At 49.3% G+C, this 16,467-nt stretch carries 14 protein-coding genes; 4 read left to right on the top strand and 10 right to left on the bottom strand.

What is annotated here, in order from left to right; translation table 11 throughout:
* Positions 1-39: 39 nt before the first annotated feature.
* The 6 genes from trhA to G459_RS0106315 all read right to left on the bottom strand — a co-directional run bounded on the left by trhA (position 40) and on the right by G459_RS0106315 (position 5,688).
* Complete coding sequence (gene trhA / locus G459_RS0106340; RefSeq protein WP_026966886.1) at positions 40-672, bottom strand: PAQR family membrane homeostasis protein TrhA; 633 nt, start codon at positions 670-672, stop codon at positions 40-42.
* A 104-nt stretch (positions 673-776) separates the two neighbouring features.
* Positions 777-2,939 (bottom strand): phosphocholine-specific phospholipase C, encoded by a 2,163-nt coding sequence (locus tag G459_RS0106335; protein ID WP_026966885.1) that lies wholly within the window; start codon positions 2,937-2,939, stop codon positions 777-779.
* 278 nt (positions 2,940-3,217) lie between these two features.
* A complete protein-coding gene (locus tag G459_RS0106330; RefSeq protein WP_026966884.1) occupies positions 3,218-3,781 on the bottom strand; it encodes a dihydrofolate reductase family protein in 564 nt (187 codons plus the stop codon).
* A gap of 124 nt (positions 3,782-3,905) precedes the next feature.
* Entirely contained in the window at positions 3,906-4,469 is a 564-nt protein-coding gene (gene purN / locus G459_RS0106325; protein ID WP_026966883.1) for a phosphoribosylglycinamide formyltransferase, read from the bottom strand.
* 161 nt (positions 4,470-4,630) lie between these two features.
* Positions 4,631-5,062, bottom strand: coding sequence for a VOC family protein (locus G459_RS0106320; protein ID WP_026966882.1), 432 nt, complete (start codon positions 5,060-5,062; stop codon positions 4,631-4,633).
* 23 nt (positions 5,063-5,085) lie between these two features.
* Positions 5,086-5,688: a hypothetical protein gene (locus G459_RS0106315; RefSeq protein ID WP_026966881.1), complete on the bottom strand. Its 603-nt coding sequence runs from the start codon at positions 5,686-5,688 to the stop codon at positions 5,086-5,088.
* A 251-nt stretch (positions 5,689-5,939) separates the two neighbouring features.
* On the opposite strand from G459_RS0106315, the gene G459_RS0106310 reads away from it, so the two are divergent.
* On the top strand, positions 5,940-11,411 hold the full coding sequence (locus tag G459_RS0106310; RefSeq protein WP_026966880.1) for a PAS domain-containing protein: 5,472 nt from the start codon (positions 5,940-5,942) through the stop codon (positions 11,409-11,411).
* 122 nt (positions 11,412-11,533) lie between these two features.
* Positions 11,534-12,073 carry a hypothetical protein gene (locus tag G459_RS0106305; protein WP_026966879.1) on the top strand — a complete coding sequence of 180 codons (540 nt, stop codon included), beginning with the start codon at positions 11,534-11,536 and terminating at the stop codon, positions 12,071-12,073.
* A 293-nt stretch (positions 12,074-12,366) separates the two neighbouring features.
* On the opposite strand, the gene G459_RS0106300 is transcribed toward G459_RS0106305, so the two are convergent.
* From G459_RS0106300 to G459_RS26980, 4 genes are all read right to left on the bottom strand, one after another.
* The gene (locus tag G459_RS0106300; RefSeq protein WP_026966878.1) at positions 12,367-12,651 is read right to left on the bottom strand and encodes a hypothetical protein; all 285 of its coding nucleotides are present in this window, start codon (positions 12,649-12,651) and stop codon (positions 12,367-12,369) included.
* A gap of 182 nt (positions 12,652-12,833) precedes the next feature.
* The gene (locus G459_RS0106290; RefSeq protein WP_026966877.1) at positions 12,834-13,160 is read right to left on the bottom strand and encodes a DMT family transporter; all 327 of its coding nucleotides are present in this window, start codon (positions 13,158-13,160) and stop codon (positions 12,834-12,836) included.
* Positions 13,161-13,180: 20 nt separating this feature from the next.
* Complete coding sequence (locus G459_RS0106285) at positions 13,181-14,092, bottom strand: alpha/beta hydrolase (RefSeq protein ID WP_035455316.1); 912 nt, start codon at positions 14,090-14,092, stop codon at positions 13,181-13,183.
* Positions 14,089-14,439 (bottom strand): MmcQ/YjbR family DNA-binding protein, encoded by a 351-nt coding sequence (locus G459_RS26980; RefSeq protein WP_051315100.1) that lies wholly within the window; start codon positions 14,437-14,439, stop codon positions 14,089-14,091. Before G459_RS26980 ends, G459_RS0106285 begins: the two co-directional genes overlap by 4 nt.
* A gap of 1,156 nt (positions 14,440-15,595) precedes the next feature.
* On the opposite strand from G459_RS26980, the gene G459_RS0106270 reads away from it, so the two are divergent.
* Together G459_RS0106270 and G459_RS0106265 are read left to right on the top strand one after the other, a co-directional pair.
* Positions 15,596-16,135 (top strand): DUF2975 domain-containing protein, encoded by a 540-nt coding sequence (locus tag G459_RS0106270; RefSeq protein WP_035455312.1) that lies wholly within the window; start codon positions 15,596-15,598, stop codon positions 16,133-16,135.
* A gap of 3 nt (positions 16,136-16,138) precedes the next feature.
* The gene (locus G459_RS0106265; RefSeq protein WP_026966874.1) at positions 16,139-16,348 is read left to right on the top strand and encodes a helix-turn-helix domain-containing protein; all 210 of its coding nucleotides are present in this window, start codon (positions 16,139-16,141) and stop codon (positions 16,346-16,348) included.
* Positions 16,349-16,467: the final 119 nt, after the last annotated feature.

The following is a 16,467-nucleotide window of genomic DNA, read 5'->3' as shown; positions in this document are numbered from 1 at the left end:
GAGTTTAAAATGGTCCAGGTCTAAAGGCTTGGACTTTTTTTATATCAATTGGGACACCGCTACATAGTGTGCGAATGTCCCCGCAAGGACGAAAACATGCCAAATCGCATGGAAAAAAGGTCTGTTACTCTTGACGTAGAAGAACACGCCAAGGGTATAGGCAATACCTCCGGCTCCAATCCAGCTCAGAGTTTCTAAATTGATTTTTTCCAACACATCGTTCGCGAAAAACACCGCCAGCCAACCCATCGTCAGATAGATAATTACTGAGAGGACTTTAAACCGACCGGTGAAAAAGATTTTAAAAAAAATCCCTACCAAAACCGACCCCCACAGAATAGCCAGAAAAATAAGAGCTTTGTCCGCTTTCAGCACCGCAAAGACCATCGGTGTGTAAGAGCCCGCAATCAGAAAGTAAATCGAAACATGATCCAATACCTGAAGCTTGCTTTTCCACCGGACATCCTTTGCAGAATGGTAGAGGGTCGAAAAGGTGTACACCATCAGAATTCCGATGCTAAACGTGATCACACCCACCAAGGTGGATGTTTCGCCGGATTGGAGCGCTTTCTGGATCAGAAAAGGAATCCCGATCAAACCCAAAATCAGCCCAACGCCATGGGAAAAGGCATTGGCAAGTTCTTCTTTTGGGGTTTGGGGACGCTTGGGCATAGGGTGCTTTACCAGGTTGTCTTCTTTTCAACTCCAACCAAGATAGGAAGGAGCTTGTGAACAGTCCCATTTCGGAAGGAAGAGAACGGTTTTTTTGGCGTTGATTATTCCAAATGTTGCGCCATCGCAGGATCGGTGATGCTCGGTTTGGCTGTTTCTACCCGTCCCGCAAATCGATGTTCCATTCCGCCTGCGGTAGTGATGGAGTAGTCATACCAATTGCCGCTTTTCGTTAGATTTTGATAGGTTTTTCTGCTTTGCCCCTGTGGGATAGAAAGGGATTCCTTCGTCCCATAGCCATAGGCATTGTCGGTCACTTCTACTTGGACTGGGACTTTTCCCGGATTTTCGCAGTGGATGTGAAGTCCTCCGTCCTTGCGGTCATATTCGATGCGCACGAGCGGCTCCCCGGTAAGCACCGATCCCTTGAACGACTGGAAATAGCCATTGGGTCCAAACACCTCCAGGTTATACTGGCCCGATGTTTCACTAAGATCCCATTCATCGTGGATTTGCTTGGCGGCCTCGACGGTATATCTTCTGGGGATGTGCTCCAGGTTATTCATGTCATAGACGTGATAGACAGCGCCCTTCTTTCCCCGGTTGTCAAACGCCAGTTGGATTTGCTGCTGATCCGGCAAGGGCTGGGCATGGCAATACAGCGCATACGACAACGCTCTGGAGAAGGTGGAGCCTTTTTCCTGGAAGAGCTGAGCGGGTTGTTCCGGAGCTTCGGCCTTGGGAAGCAGTTTGGATGCCTCGTCCCGCTGCTCGAAATCCGACATGTCGGGCAGGGTGGGAAAGACGAGGTCGTTGGGGGATTCAAAGTTGAAGGCCGAAGTCAGGTCGCTGCTGACGGCGCGATGCCAAGGCGAGATCGCGGGAATAGTTACGCCGAATCTCTTTTCAATAAAACTTGCCACAGAGGTATGATCAGCCACTTCGGAATGAACCCAACCACCCTTACTCCAGGGCGAAATAATGTAAAGCGGCACTCGGGGGCCCATCCCCCAGGGTCGAATTGGTCCGGATATCGTGTCGCGTTTGTCTTGATAGATCCGCTTGCTTTTTCCGTCGTGAAGCAGGAATTGATCTGTCCCCTTGTCGTTGTGGAAATACATCCCCTCCAGCGGAAGGGTCGATTTTCCGGCAAGTTTGTTTTCTGTGGTATAGGATGGAACAGCCGGGGCCGGCAAGTGGTCGAAAAGGCCGTCGTTTTCGTCGAAAGACAGAAAAAAGACTGTCTTGCTCCAGACCTCAGGGTTGCTGGTGAGTGCCTCCAACACCTGCTGGGTAAAATAGCCCGCGCGGTAAGGGCTCGAGGGAGCACTCGGATGTTCTGAATCACTTCTTGATGGCAATATCCAGCTGACCTCTGGGAGCTGATTGTTTTCGACGTCCTTTTTCAGGTCTTTTATCGAGAAATTCCGCATCCCGTTTTCATAGATCGGTGAACCCGGTTTTGCGTTTCGGAAGGAATCGAATGCCAAACACCCGTGCATGGCCCCGGTCCAGTTGTTATTCGGATCCTGATAGATTCGCCAGCTGACTCCTGCCTCCTGCAATACATCCGGTATGGTTGGCCATTTGAAACCGTTGAGCTGGTACGTGTAGCCGGGGTCGGGTTCCGCTCCTGTCACCCAACATCGGACGTTGCAGGGCTCGGAGTCGACATCGGTGCAGTTGATTCCCGCCGCGCGTTTTTCGGGGTCGAAGTTGGAGCCGGACCAAAAAACAATCCTGTTGGGGTCCGTTCCGGTGGCGACTGAACAGTGGTGGGCATCGGAAATCGTGAAAGCATCCGCCAACGCGTATTGAAAAGGAATTTCTTCCCGCGTGTAATAGGCCATGGAGTAGGGGGTCTTAAACAGCGGCCAATACCCGTATTTGCCCTGATTCCATGCTGCCTGCATGTCTGCAAAATCGTGTGGTGTACCTTTGATCATGGCGGCATTGGAAGTCTTGGCATGTGCGCGATAAGGGGGGACGATCTTCTCTCCGTCTGATTGATGAAAGGCCCGTTGTCCGCTGGCCAAAGGGATCGGGAATCGATCTCCAAAACCCCGAACTCCCTTTTTTGCTCCGAAATAGTGATCGAAGGATCTGTTCTCCTGCATCAGGATGACCACATGCTTCACGTCTTGGATAGACCCGGTGGCATTGAATGCTTCCACGGCCAGGGCTTTCTCGATCAATGGCGCCCATAGGGTACCCGCCAGACCTGCGGCGGAGAGTTTTAGAAACTTCCTTCTTCCGTAATCGCTCATATTTCGGTCTTTAAATTTTCAAACAGGATGATTGCTGGTCTTACTACCTGTCCGGGTGCGGTGATGGACTATTCCTTTCCTTCAAAAGAGAAGCATGCTGGTCAGGCTCTGAAAATACTAAAGTAAGACGATCCTCGCGTCGCGTTTCCAGTACTGAGATCGAAAAAACGAATGCTAAAAGTCTACGAACGGGATCATTGCTCCCGGGGTAACAGGACGATACCGGCTTTTTGACTCTAAAAAAGTCCCAATACAATGCCCAAGCGTTGCGATTGCCGTTATCCGCCAGTTGGCTCATAGTAGAGCATGACTGCGCCAGACTGGAATGTTTTTGTCTTTGCGAGTTTGAAAGTAGTCCGGTCGGTCAGGTTTTCAAACAACGGCATGCCGCTTCCCACTACCACAGGATGAACACAAAGCTGGAATTCGTCAATCAAATGAAGCTTAATCAATTGGATGATCAAACTCCGACTGCCGACCAGAATATCCCTGCCTGGCTGTAGCTTCAGTGCCAATACCTCTTCTTCAAGCGACCGGTTTGCCAGCCTTGCACTTTCCCATCCGATGGTCCGATTCGAATTGTTCATTGTGTGGGAGAAGACAACCTTTGGGATTCTATCTATGGCCAGAGCAAAGTCATCCATTGACTTTTCACCGGTGGGGTTTTTCACCATCGGTTCCCAATATTCCATCAGTTCGTAGGTAATCCGTCCATAAAGGATGGTGTCCCCGGTATCCAGCAGATCCTCGTAGTGCCGATGTATCTCTTCATCGGGAGTGATGGCGGTATGGTCGCAAAACCCGTCCAGTGTCGTATTGATCGCTGCAATTACCCTTCTCATGTTTTTTGTGGTTTGGTTATTCTCAAGTTTGTTCACTTCGCATTACGCTGACCGCTTTGTAATCCAATCCCGAAGCTAAGGCCACTCACCGTGTACATCTCATACAGCTCACCTCACACCGACCTTACACTCCCACCAACTCGCCAATCACTCTCGGGAAATGGGCATGCTCCAGCGCATGGACTTTGTCGGCGATCGTCTCCGGGGTGTCTTCCAAGGAGACAGGCGTGCTTGCCTGAAAGATGATCTTCCCCTCATCATAGTGCTCGTTGACCAGATGGATCGTGATGCCGGTTTCGGTGTCGCCGGCGTCTTTGACTGCTGCGTGGACGAAGCTCCCGTACATGCCTTTTCCCCCATACTTTGGCAGCAGTGCCGGGTGGATGTTAACCATCTTATCAGAATAAGCGTGGGTGAGATGATCTGGGATTTTCAGCAGAAAGCCCGCCAAGATCACCCAATCGATGTTTTCGGCCTGAAGTTTTTCCAAAAGCATCCCTGCGTCCATTTCCTTCCGGGAAAAAGTAAACGTCGGTACGCCAAACTTCCTGGCTCGCTCCAATACGAAGGCCTCTGTCTTGTTGGATGCAACTAGGGCGATTTCAGCCTTGTCGGAGTGCTGAAAGTGTTCCATAATTTTTTCGGCGTTGGAGCCGCTGCCGGAGGCGAGGATGGCGAGGCGTTTCATTTTTTGAGAAGCAAGAACCAAGAAATAAGAATCAAGATAAATTCAAAGTTAGGCCTGAATGTGAAATCAAAGGCAAAAGATATTCAGCCAAAGATTTTAAATAAGGAATTTTTTGGATTAAATGTCACCCCGTCTTGATTCTTGCATCTTTTGTCTAAGAGCTATTCCTCGCCCGGTGCCAGCGTATAATTGATCATCCAGCCGATGCCAAATTTGTCCTCGAAGCTGCCGAAGTAAGCTCCCCAGAAGGTTTTTTCATAGTTCATCTCGATCTTTCCGTCAGCGGAAAGTCCCTTGAAGATCCGCTCACCTTCTTCCTTGGAGTCTGGAGCCAGGGAGATGTAGTTGTGATTGCCTTTGGTCAGGGTATGACCCATGGATGGGGCGATATCGCTGGCCATGATGATCACCTGGTGGCTTACTTTCAGAGAGATGTGCATCGCACGGGTTTTCTCATCCTCGGGAAGTTCCATGCCGGGAGCGTCACCGAAATAGCTGACTCCGCCTTCAAATTCACCTCCCAAGACGGATCTGTAAAAAGTCATTGCTTCCTCGGCTTTGCCGTCAAAATTGAGATAGGGGTTTACGATCATCGTTTTGTGTTTTGGGTCTAGCTCTAATTTAAGGATTGTCTTGCTGTTTTTCGCAGTAGAACCAAATCAACTCTAAAACTTAATACCCCGATAATCACCCCAGCGCCAGCCAATGAAAAGGCGAGGGGAAGATTCAGAAAGGAAACCGGGACAGAGATCAGCTGAAGTCCCAATCCAGCCAACCAGGTCACATGGCCTTGCCGGGATTTGGTGTTTCTGGTCTGGAGTTTGCCGCCGTTTTCACCCTCCTCTATCAGGGGCCAGAAGAAGTCCCGATACTGCCACAGCAGATATAGGTTCATCGCCAAAAGCACCGTGAGCACATACGGCGTGCCCCGCCAATGCTGAGAGATCGTCACCATCAGAATGTTCAGGATCATTGGGATCATCATGATGCTGCCGATCAGTTTGTAACGGGTCGTCAGCAGCATGAAGCCGATCGTGATCTGACAAACCGCGATGAAGCTGGCATAAAGTCCAAGGTCAAACTCGGCCAGGCGCTCTACCAGCCAGGGTGGACCGATCCAGCCGATAAACTGATGTCCGGCATAGAGCTTAACCATGCCGGCGGTCCAGAACGTGAAGCCGAGAAAGACGGAAGTCAGGTTGGGAAGGAGCTTTTTCATTGGGATGAATTGAAATTAGATCAGGTCGTCCGAGGGCTGGATCTAAGTTTGCAAAATTTCTTTTTCAGAACCAGTCTTCAAGCTTCCAAAGAAGGTTTTTGAAATCCCGGTTTTTGAAATGAAACTGCCATTAATGCTTATATTTCAAGCTAATCGCTTGGCAGGCTGGCTGGATAAGGAGGGGTTTGGAACCAGGATTTAGCAGGAATATACTAGGAGAATTTACTTTGGGATCGGGTAAATTGAGTAAAATGGAAGCAAACGGACAGCCTTTCACGATGCGTGAATCGAATTTGGATGACCTTACTTTTTTGACAGCCAATAGCTGCCAAGTTGCCATTGCCGTCCTCTCGACAGAGACTGAAGGCGTGAATTCCATCAAATCTATTTTTTGCTCGGAGAATGTCCAGGAGCCCTCCAAAGAACACCTGCAAGATCTCTTAGCTGCTTCAAGAGAAAGCGTCACCATGCTTTCGGCTGACGGGAAAAAGTCCTTGCTGAGCACAGACCCATCGATCGAGGACGGAGCGGGGACGGGTTTTTATGCCTGCGTTTCTCTCAAGACTTCTTCCGAAAAATCGATCGTCCGGCTGGCCGTCTTGGATCAGCAACGCCCAAACCTCACGAACCCACAGTTGGAGTCCCTGAAGAAGCTAGCCCGGCAGGCGGTGAGTCTCTTAGAATTGGAAGAGACTCAGCAAGAGCTCATGCTCCTAAGTGAGCTACACCGGAATACCAAAGCCCATCTGCACAAGATTATCGATGATGCCGAGGTGGGAGTTTGGAGCTGGTGTCTCGACACGGACGAGTTTCGATACACTGAGCGATGGGCGAGGATGCTCGGCTACACGGCGGAGGAAATGGGCAAAATCACGAAGGCAACGCATGACGGATTTGTTCATCCGGCCGACCTTGCCGAATCTACAAGGGTACTTGCGGACTATCGCTCGGGCATCTTGCCCCGCTATGAATGTGAGCTGCGGATGAGGCACAAAAGAGGCTATTGGGTGTGGGTGTTGGATCGGGGAGAGCTGACCGTGGATTCGACCCGATCTCCTGAGCAATGGATGTACGGCACGACCAAGGATACCTCGGAGCAAGTGGTGGCTCATGAGCAAATCTACGTCCGTGAGAGACGCTTCGAAATCCTGCTTGAAAACAGCGAAGATGCTATCCTAATCCTGAATGAAAAAGGAGTACCACACTTCGAAACCGAATCTGTGTCCAAGATACTCGGATACAAAACCAAGGAGCGAGCCGCGGAGTCGATCCGAGAGTGGGTTCACCCTGATGATTTGGAAGGGTTTGAGGGCTGGTTTCAGACGGCGCTCGAGAATCCCGGTCAGCCGATCAAGGGCAATATTTCAAGGATGAGGCATCTGGACGGGACCTGGCGTCATGTCTCCGGAACTCTGACCAATCTGCTGGACGATCCCGTCATCAAGGGGTTGATCAACAATTTCAAAGACGTCACCGAGCAGGTTTTGGCGGAGGACCTTCGCCAAAAAACTGAAAACAAGTACCGAAAGCTGGCACAGGAAGGGGCCGATATGGTGGCTATCCTCAGTCCAGAGGGGGAGTACAAGTACATTAGCTCCAATTTCTTGGAATATTTGGGCTTTACGGAGGAGGAGCTTATCGTAAAGGTTGTTTTTGAGTTGATCCATCCCGACGACGTGCAGCGGATCTACGCAGATTTTTTAGCTCTGCTCGGAACTAAAAGTGTCAGAACGGCCCCGTTTAGATATCAACATAAAGATGGAAGCTGGACTTGGATTCAAAGTATCGGGACCAATTGGATCGACGATCCCGATATCCGAGGCGTGGTGGTCAATTCTGTGGATGTCACTGGGCTGCTCGAGGCACAAAGAGCGCTGGAGCAAAGTAATGAACGCTTCAAGCTGGTGCTAAAGGCGGGCTCCGAGAGCATATATGACTACGACCCGGTGAGTCGGAAGCTGATGCTCAGCGAGACTTTTGGAGAAGCCTTTGGTATAGAAGAGGACAAGTCGAAGGGGGATTTTGGGGTGATTTACGAACGAATCCATCCAGCCGATCTCGATCAGGCGGTTGGCGAATTTCAAGACGCACTCGACAACCCCGAGATTTCAATTTGGACCCGGGAGTACCGGCTGCAAAAAGGGGACGGAACCTACGCCCATATTCGTGACAGATCTATCAAAGTGATGGATGACTTAGGCAATCCTGTGCGGGTAGTGGGTGCCCTTATGGACATCAGCGACATTTATTTTTTCCAAAAACTCCTCGAAATCGAAAAGGAATTCATCGAGTCCAGCCTGGTAAACGGTACCCACGAGAATGAGCTCTATAGAAGATACCTCGTCCATCTCGAATCGCTGATCCCGGGCATGCGAACCTCCCTCTCCCGGGTAGTGAACGGGCGCTTGGTCAATGCGATCTCGCCCAGTCTTCCCCAAGAGATGATCGAGGCGATCGAGGGAATCCCGATCGGACCCAACGAGGCTTCTTGTGGCTCTTCAGCGTATTTGAATGAAAAAGTGTTTGTCACGGATGTATCTAAGGATCCGCGTTGGGAAAATTACCGGGACTTGGCCCGCGCGTTTGGAGTAGGTGCATGCTGGTCCTTCCCAATCATCGATTCGGAGGGTAAGGTCGTGGCTACGATTGCCAACTACTATTCGACGCCCAAAGAGGTCGGGGAAAAAGAACTGCAGGCACTTGAGCGTGCCCATCGCCTCATTTCCCTCATGATGGCACAGTACGATCACCTGGAAAAAATCAGACGCAGCAACGAACGATATGAGTTGGTCAATAAGACGACCAACGAAGCGATTTTCGACTGGGATGTCAAAAACGATAAATTTCACTGGGGGGAAAGTCTCCAGCGGGTCTTTGGCCATGTTTACGACGGCGATGAGTTTGACCTGGAGAAATGGATTAGCCTGATGCACCCGACGGACAGTCTTGAAAAGGCCGATGCATGGAGCCGTTTTATCGCCGATCCCACTGCCCACAAGTGGACTAACCAGTTCCGGTTTTTGAAGGAAGACGGAAGCTTTGCATTCGTGGAGGAGTCTAGCTACCTCATCCGGGACGAGCGGGGAAATCCGCTGAGGATGATCGGTGTTCTCCGTGATAGCACCGAGCTGAAGAAGATGGAGACGCTGCTGGCCAGCGCTTCCAAAGTGGCAAGAATGGGAGCTTGGGAAATGGATGTGGCTCAGAATCGACTGCTGTGGTCTGCCATTACCTGTGAGATTCACGAAGTGCCTGTTGACTTTTCGGCTTCTTCTGCTGAGGGAATAGATTTTTATAGAGAGGATTATCGGGAAATCGTTGCCAAAGAGGTAGCTCTTGCGATCGAAAAAGGAGAGAAGTTTGACTTTGAAGCCCCCATCATCACTGCCAAGGGCCAGGAGCGTTGGGTGAGGTCGATCGGAGAGGCGGAGTTTGTGAATGGCCAATGCGTCCGGATTTTTGGCTCTATTCAGGATATCCAAGAGCGGAAGCTGATGGAGGAGCGGCTCAAGGGAGTCTCGGACAGTATTCCAGGCGTGATTTTTCAATATGTCCTCAATCCTGACGGTACGGATGAGTTTCGCTATGTCAGCAAAGGAGCCATTCCGCTCTTGGGGCTGACTCCTGACGAATGCATGTCGGACAGCCGTCTGGTATGGTCTCGGGTCGCGCAGAGAGGTGAACTGGATCTGGTGAGAGACAGTCTCGATCATTCTGCCAAAACCCTAAATTATTGGAGTTGTGAATGGAGGGTACTGACACCCCAGGGCAAGATTCGATGGCGTGAGGGACTGGGTAAGCCGGTCAGAAAAGTAGATGGATCGATCGTATGGGATGCCCTGATCATGGACGTGACTGAGCGCAAAAATCTGGAACACCTCCTGGAGCAATCTGCAAGGATGGCCAAAATCGGGAGCTGGGAACTGGATTTGTCCGGCTCGCCAGTGATGCTGAATTGGTCTTCTACGACACGTTCGATCCTGGAATTCGGAGATCTCAGCGGGACAGAGTTGGATCGGGCATATTCGGTGTTTGTCGACGGATCCCAAGGGATTGTCAGGAACTGTATGGAAAATCTGATTCAGCACGGTGCTGCTTTCGACGTGGAGTTGGAGTTGATCTCCGGCAATGGCACTCAAAAATGGATTCGTTGCATCGGTGAGGCACTTCTAGTCAGGGGGAAAGTTTTGAGCGCCTACGGCAGTTTTCAGGATATTCATGACAGGAAACTGTCTGAATTGAATCTCACAAGTCTCCTCTTGGAGCGGAACACCATATTGGAAAGTATTGGGGATGGTTTTTTTGCGGTAGACAGTTCATTCACAGTCACCTATTGGAACAAACAGGCAGAAAAGCTGCTCCGTGTGCCCAGGGAAGATATTTTGGGAAAAAACCTCTGGAATATCTTTGGCAGCGAACAAGCAGGCGAATCCTACAAAAACTATCAGCTGGCGCTTGAAACAGGAGCCGTCATCGCTTTTGAAGATTATTTCGAGAAATTAAAATCCTGGTTTTCGATCTCAGCGTTCCCTTCTGATTCGGGACTGACGGTGTATTTCAAAGACGTCACAGCACACAAAAAAGCCCAGGAAGAAATCCGGCAGTCAAACGACCGGTTTGAGCGGGTGTCCGAAGCGACCAACGATGCGATATGGGATTTCCAATTGATCGAAAACAAGCTGTACTGGGGAACTGGGTTTGCAACTCGCTTTGGCTATGATCTGGACAAAATCACTCCCAGCCTCGATTTTTATATCAGCCGGGTCCATCCGCAGGATCGCAGCCGGATCGAAGCGAGTATGGCCGAGGCAAGAAGCAATCCGGAAATCCGAAACTGGAATGAAGAGTATCGCTTTCAAAGAGCAGACGGCTCGTATGCCCATGTCATGGACCGGGCGATTTTCACGAGAAATCCAGAAGGCCAGTCCATCCGGATCATTGGGGCGCTGTCGGATATCACAGATAGGAAGGAGTTTGAAAACTCTCTGCAAAGGCTAAATACAAACCTCGAACGGCAGACAAAAGAACTCGCGGTTTCCAACGCGGAACTGGAGCAATTTGCCTATGTCGCCTCTCATGACTTGCAGGAACCGCTCAGGATGGTGTCCAGTTTTCTTTCCCAGCTGGATCGGAAGTACCGGGGCCAGATGGACGAAAAGGCCCAGAGCTACATCCACTTTGCCGTAGATGGAGCCACCCGGATGAGGCAGATCATCCTCGATTTGTTGGAGTATTCCAGAGTTGGCAAAGTCGGCAAAGTCCTCGAAGAGGTCAATCTGGAGGAGGTGATTTTTGAGGTTTCCCAACTCCAATCCCAACTTATCATCGAGAAGGGGGCGAAGATTGAGTTTGGAGGACATGCTACGGTCACGAGCTTCAGATCCCCCATCCTTCAGCTGTTCCAGAATCTGATCAGCAATGCGTTAAAGTACGGCAAGGAGGACGTTCCTCCTGTGATATCCATCGCCTGCCGGGAGGAAAAGGATCATTGGCTGATCTCTGTCAAAGACAACGGGATCGGGATCAGGCAGGAATATTTCGAAAAGATATTCGTCATCTTTCAGCGGCTTCATGCCAAGGACGCCTACACCGGCACCGGCTTGGGCTTGGCGATTGTGAAGAAGATCATCGAAACCCTCGGGGGGCGGATATGGCTGGAATCGGTTTTTGGAGAAGGAACGACGTTTTATTTTACGATAGCCAAACCCGGCAAGGAAAGCTGACGATCACGTACGCGTATTGATGACATGGTACTGGGCACCTCTTTGCTATCCAGCCGCTGGGTTCTTGATACTTGTTTCTAGCCCCTCTCATTTTTTTGGCTATTTTGGAAGAAAAAAATCAAATGTCAGAAAGCGAACTCGGAGTGGGGAGCCGGATAGGCCACCCCAAATTTGGATCAGGGATCATCGTCTCGGTAGATTCTACCTACTACAAAATTTATTTTACGGCCTCTGAGGAAGTTAAGACCCTGGCGCGGGATTACGACGGCTATACGGTCGAGGAAGCGAAAGTGCCGGATTTCCCCACGCTGACGATGAAGGATGTCGAGCGGGCAATCCGTGAGGCACTGATCGCTACTTCAGAACGTGCGCCATTGATTCCTTTGGGAGGAAAATGGATGGGAGGAAATCTGATCATCGAGCCTTCGGACAAAAGCCTTCAGGCCAAAGAGATTCCTGTTGAGACCTTCTTTCGCAAGATCGTCATGGTCCGGGAAAAGCTTCGGGTATTGGAGCAAAACATCAACAACCACCCCAAGCTGGACGACGAAGATCGCATCGGCCTGCAACAATACATCACCCGCTGTTACGGCTCCCTGACTACCTTCAATGTACTCTTTGCCTACAAGGAAGACCAGTTTAAAGGAAGCGGCAAAGATTGATGTCTGGGGCGTTTGAAGTTTTACTACTTTTTCAGAAGTAGGGCCTGGTCATCCACGTCCGACTTCGCTTTGACCCAAGTTTAAATCTTAACGGAAAACATTTTTACAGATGTTCCACCTTGAATCTAGGTCAAATGAGCATAGGGAGAGTGCTTGGCAAACCTTCTGATGCAACATGTCAGCAAAACCCGGCTCAGCAATTGGCTCGTGGAAGGAACTAACTGTCCGCCGCTTTTCGTCAGAGTAATGAAGCTGAAATCACGGATTGTTTGAAGGGCTGTACTTTGCGAATTCTAATGACTCAGGGTCAATTCGCTTTTGACTCTACGCTCCACAAAGGTAATGGGCACAAAATCGTCCGTGGGAGCTCCGATGTAATAAACGGTCCAGTTCGGATCGTGCTTCGAGAGTAGTTCGGCAATGCAGTCGGCACGATGTCCCTGGGGATTTTTGCAGTCGTCCCAGTAGAAAAGCTCGACTTTGTAGTGCAACGCCTGTTTCTCATTGTTGACAGTCACATCGATCTGGATGTCCTGTTTTCCGGCTCCTCTGGGGATGGGTATAGCGATGTAGCTCATAGTTGTGGATTTTAGATGCTCATGGGTATCCACAGTATTTATGCCAATGAAAAATCCTCATTTTTCTTCAAATCCACCGTTTTGGTGGCTGCGTATCCACTTTGACCGAACAATTTTGTGCGAATGGGGACAAACGTAAATTATTCACCTGAACAAATGGGCGGATTCGACCTGCTCAGGGTTTAGTGGGAGACGACTTTCAGCCCGACAATCGAGGCGATCAGGGTCGCGATGAAAAATACCCTCCAAAAGTCCGCGGGCTCTTTGAATACAAAAATGCCGACTAAAACAGTACCTACCGCGCCGATTCCTGTCCAGACAGCATAGGCAGTCCCGATGGGCAATTCCCGGGTAGCCCGAATCAGCAGCACCATGCTGATGGTCAGACAAAGCAAAAATCCGGCGTACCAGTACACCGCCGTCATGCCTGTGGCCTCCTTGGCTTTGCCGAGACATGCCGCAAACCCCACTTCAAACAAACCAGCGATGATCAGAATAATCCAGCTCATAGATCGAAATTTGAGGCAATTTACCAGTTTTCCAGTTTTGCGACATTCTCCTTGAGAAAAAGCATGGCAGCGGGAAGTGTTTCCACTCCGTGTCCGGCTAGAAAGATCTTGCTGGTTTTGAGATTCGGAAGTAGCCCCTTTGCATTAGAAAGTGACTTTTTAGCCGGAAATAGGAGGTCCTGTTCGCCCAAAGCAAGATAAACCGCTGTCTGAACCTGAGTCAATTCCTTATTCATGAAATAGGGCTTTTGCGTCTTGTCCCGGTATCGGGTCAAGGCAAACAGTTCATAGTCCACCAACAAATCCCAGGCTGTGGCAGAAAGGAAATGTTCAGGTTGATGGAAAATGGCCTTTTTAAGGAACTTCTCGACGTTTTTCCGGTTCGGGCTAAGGATCGGTAGGAGATTGTAGTAAAGATTGCTTAGCGCCAGGGAAAATGGCTGTAGACAGCCGGGATTGTATAGGAATGCAGTCTTAACCTTTTCAGGATGCGCAATGCAGAGTTTCATGCAGATCAATCCTCCGAAAGAGGCTCCGGCCACATAGCTTAATTCAAGCCTCAGCTTTCCCATCACTTCGGCGGCCCAATGACCGTAGTCGAGTGACTTGATGTCGGGCGTGTCACCGTCGCTGAGATTGGGGAGGCCGTTGGTCTCGACGAGGTAGATCCGGAACCGGTCGAGCAACTGATCGAGGTTCCGGTCAAAGTCCCAGATGAGTGCCGTGGTTCGGGCTCCGGGAAAAATCACTAAAGGCTCCAGCGTCACGTCGGAAGTCCCGAGTCCGTAGACCATCGTTTTGCCGAGTCCCGTGCTGACCTCGATTTTTTCGTAGACGCGACGGTTCGATTTTTCAAGTTGGCTTACCCAGTTTTTGAACCAAGCTTGATCTTCTGAAGGAGTCTTGAACGCGGAGGAAAATTTGATTTTCACGGTTTTGGAGGAGTGGAGGAGGGGGGTGGATTTTTCAGTTTTTCGGGAGCCACTTGACAAAATGCGGCGTGCAATAAATCCCTTATTATTTCCTCATCGAGGGCCTCGATTTTTGCCAAAGTCCAGCCCTGTTTTCCCCATTTATTTGGGACGGGAAAGATCAGGCTGCGGTCGAAAACCGAGAAGAGATCCTGGTCTTTTTCGGACAGTTTCAGGCAGGCTAGTTGCGTGTCAAAATTATAGGTGGCGAAGATCTTTTTCCGCACTCGAAAAGAGGTGTTTTTGAAGTGGGGTTCTTCGGTGGTTTCTGGGTAGGAGAGGGCGGTGTTACGAAAAAATGTGAGCATGGAATTGGGAGTAGGCAATCGAAGCTAAACAAAAAACAGCAGGACGCCTAGTGGCTGAGTTTGCATTTCAAAAACCCGTGAGCCCGTCATGGACTACGTAGGTTCGGATTGAGAGTACTAAGTAGTCTTGTTGGGGGTGAAAAAGGCAGGCTGGAGCAGATCAAGGAAGTGCTGGTAATTTTTAGACAAGACTAAAAATAAGTCAAAGCTTGGATTTTACGCTGAGGAGTAGACGCAAGATCAGGTTTGGATTGAGCAGAGTTTTACGGGATTGACAGCGCTTTTTTTTACGCAACCAAATAATATACTGAGATCGGAAAATCCAAAAACAGTTAAAAGTTACTATTTATTTGAATTAGTTTAAAGTTGATATAAATCAGCTGTTTAATATATATCATATTTTGTTTTTTTTTGACAGCGATCGCCTTTCGAATTGCTGGATTTCTCAGCATAAATGAGAGTTTGTTCCTCCCTGCTGTACCGGGCGAAAGCACAACGGGTTTTACGATCGGTGTAACTTTACCTGCCAGAATCGGAAGTTGACTTTTCTCGGCAAAAGTGGGACTTGTAAGTTCGTTGATGAGTTTTCCTCGGGAAGAGTATTGACGTGAACCGATGGACCAGATTTGAAACTACGTGTCCATTTTTCCCCGGCGATCATGCGTTCCTTTTTAAAACTACGTGGTTGATGCCGCTTCTATTTTTGGATTTTTCTGGAAGACGGGGAAAGCAAATCCGAGAAACTCACGGCCTGCAGAAGCGTCGAACCTCTAAAATTTCCGTAAGCAGGAGATCTCTGAATGGAGGGAATTAGACCCGAAAAAGAAGCTGAGATTTTCCACTGAGACGGCGCGTGATTCAGTCTTTTTTGGGTGATTTTTTGATCAGATTTTCGCTTCATTTTTGGAGGCTTTAGTCCCTTTTTTTCGACTCGTTTTTGCCAACCCGTCCCATATTAATTTCCTAAAAAGCCACTTCCAAAAGCAGCCTTTTTGGAGGGAAATAGCTCCTGTTTTTCCGGGCAGAAAACCGGTTTTACGCGTCTGGTCGACTGTTTACTCGCACTTCAATAAATAAATATTGAAAAACATTTTATAATTATTGTTTATCAATAAATAATTATTGAAAATTGCGTAGATCAATAAATTTCAGAAAAATGAAGCCCCAAACTCAAACTGTCCTTAAGGTTTTGCATGTATTAGCCTGGTGTATCTACATCGGACTGCTTATCAAAACAGGCACCTTAGCCTACTCAAGTGTTGTTAGTTTATTCCCGGAATCGATGGCTTCCCACAATCTATATTTGGGATTGACCCTATCCAAACTGCTCGAATTTAGTCGGCCCGATTACGTGACTTTGTCGTTTTTACTGGTTGCGCTCACCGGTCTGAAGGCCTATATCTTTCACCTGGCTATTCAGATTTTTGGCAAAATCAACTTCGTCAATCCCTTTAGCGAGACCGTTGCCAACTTGATTTTCAGGATCAGTTATGTCGCTTTCGCGGTGGTATTATTGACTTGGACTGGCGAAGGCTATGCCGAATGGTTGACAAAACGGGGGGTCGAGATTCCCGATTTGGGTGATTATTTGGGTGGAGGTGACGAGTTTTTGCTGCTCGCTGCGATCATCTTTATCATCGCGCAAGTCTTCAAGCGCGGCATCGAAATCCAAGCCGAAAACGACCTGACCGTATAAGCCATGGCGATCATTGTAAACCTTGCGTTGATGATGGCCAAGCGCAAGATGTCACTGAATGAGCTTTCGGAGAAAGTCGACATTACCCTTGCAAACCTGTCGATCCTCAAGACAGGGAAGGCGAAAGCGGTCCGTTTTAGCACCTTGGAGTCGATTTGCAGGGCTTTGGACTGTCAGCCCGGGGATTTGCTGGAGTTTAGATCAGAAGACTGACAAATGGCCTGAGAGGGCGTTTATCGACGTTAATACCTTTCGCGGGGGAACTTCCGGTTCCTCTGAAACTCCTGAAAAGTAGAGACCAGCGGGCCTGAATGATTTGAATTGAGTTCAAA

The organism is Algoriphagus terrigena DSM 22685 (genome assembly GCF_000429445.1).
GTDB lineage: Bacteria > Bacteroidota > Bacteroidia > Cytophagales > Cyclobacteriaceae > Algoriphagus > Algoriphagus terrigena.
The sequence above is the reverse complement of the archived record's forward strand: the minus strand, read 5'-3'. Positions and strand labels throughout refer to the sequence as shown.

What these genes read in the sequence shown, in the direction of transcription:
- purN (WP_026966883.1), bottom strand. Translation starts at nt 4,469, where the DNA reads ATGAAACGCCTCGCCATCCTCGCCTCCGGCAGCGGCTCCAACGCCGAA.
- G459_RS0106300 (WP_026966878.1), bottom strand. Translation starts at nt 12,651, where the DNA reads ATGAGCTACATCGCTATACCCATCCCCAGAGGAGCCGGAAAACAGGAC.
- G459_RS0106330 (WP_026966884.1), bottom strand. Translation starts at nt 3,781, where the DNA reads ATGAGAAGGGTAATTGCAGCGATCAATACGACACTGGACGGGTTTTGC.
- G459_RS0106310 (WP_026966880.1), top strand. Translation starts at nt 5,940, where the DNA reads ATGGAAGCAAACGGACAGCCTTTCACGATGCGTGAATCGAATTTGGAT.
- G459_RS26980 (WP_051315100.1), bottom strand. Translation starts at nt 14,439, where the DNA reads ATGCTCACATTTTTTCGTAACACCGCCCTCTCCTACCCAGAAACCACC.
- trhA (WP_026966886.1), bottom strand. Translation starts at nt 672, where the DNA reads ATGCCCAAGCGTCCCCAAACCCCAAAAGAAGAACTTGCCAATGCCTTT.
- G459_RS0106265 (WP_026966874.1), top strand. Translation starts at nt 16,139, where the DNA reads ATGGCGATCATTGTAAACCTTGCGTTGATGATGGCCAAGCGCAAGATG.
- G459_RS0106290 (WP_026966877.1), bottom strand. Translation starts at nt 13,160, where the DNA reads ATGAGCTGGATTATTCTGATCATCGCTGGTTTGTTTGAAGTGGGGTTT.
- G459_RS0106320 (WP_026966882.1), bottom strand. Translation starts at nt 5,062, where the DNA reads ATGATCGTAAACCCCTATCTCAATTTTGACGGCAAAGCCGAGGAAGCA.
- G459_RS0106270 (WP_035455312.1), top strand. Translation starts at nt 15,596, where the DNA reads ATGAAGCCCCAAACTCAAACTGTCCTTAAGGTTTTGCATGTATTAGCC.
- G459_RS0106305 (WP_026966879.1), top strand. Translation starts at nt 11,534, where the DNA reads ATGTCAGAAAGCGAACTCGGAGTGGGGAGCCGGATAGGCCACCCCAAA.
- G459_RS0106315 (WP_026966881.1), bottom strand. Translation starts at nt 5,688, where the DNA reads ATGAAAAAGCTCCTTCCCAACCTGACTTCCGTCTTTCTCGGCTTCACG.
- G459_RS0106335 (WP_026966885.1), bottom strand. Translation starts at nt 2,939, where the DNA reads ATGAGCGATTACGGAAGAAGGAAGTTTCTAAAACTCTCCGCCGCAGGT.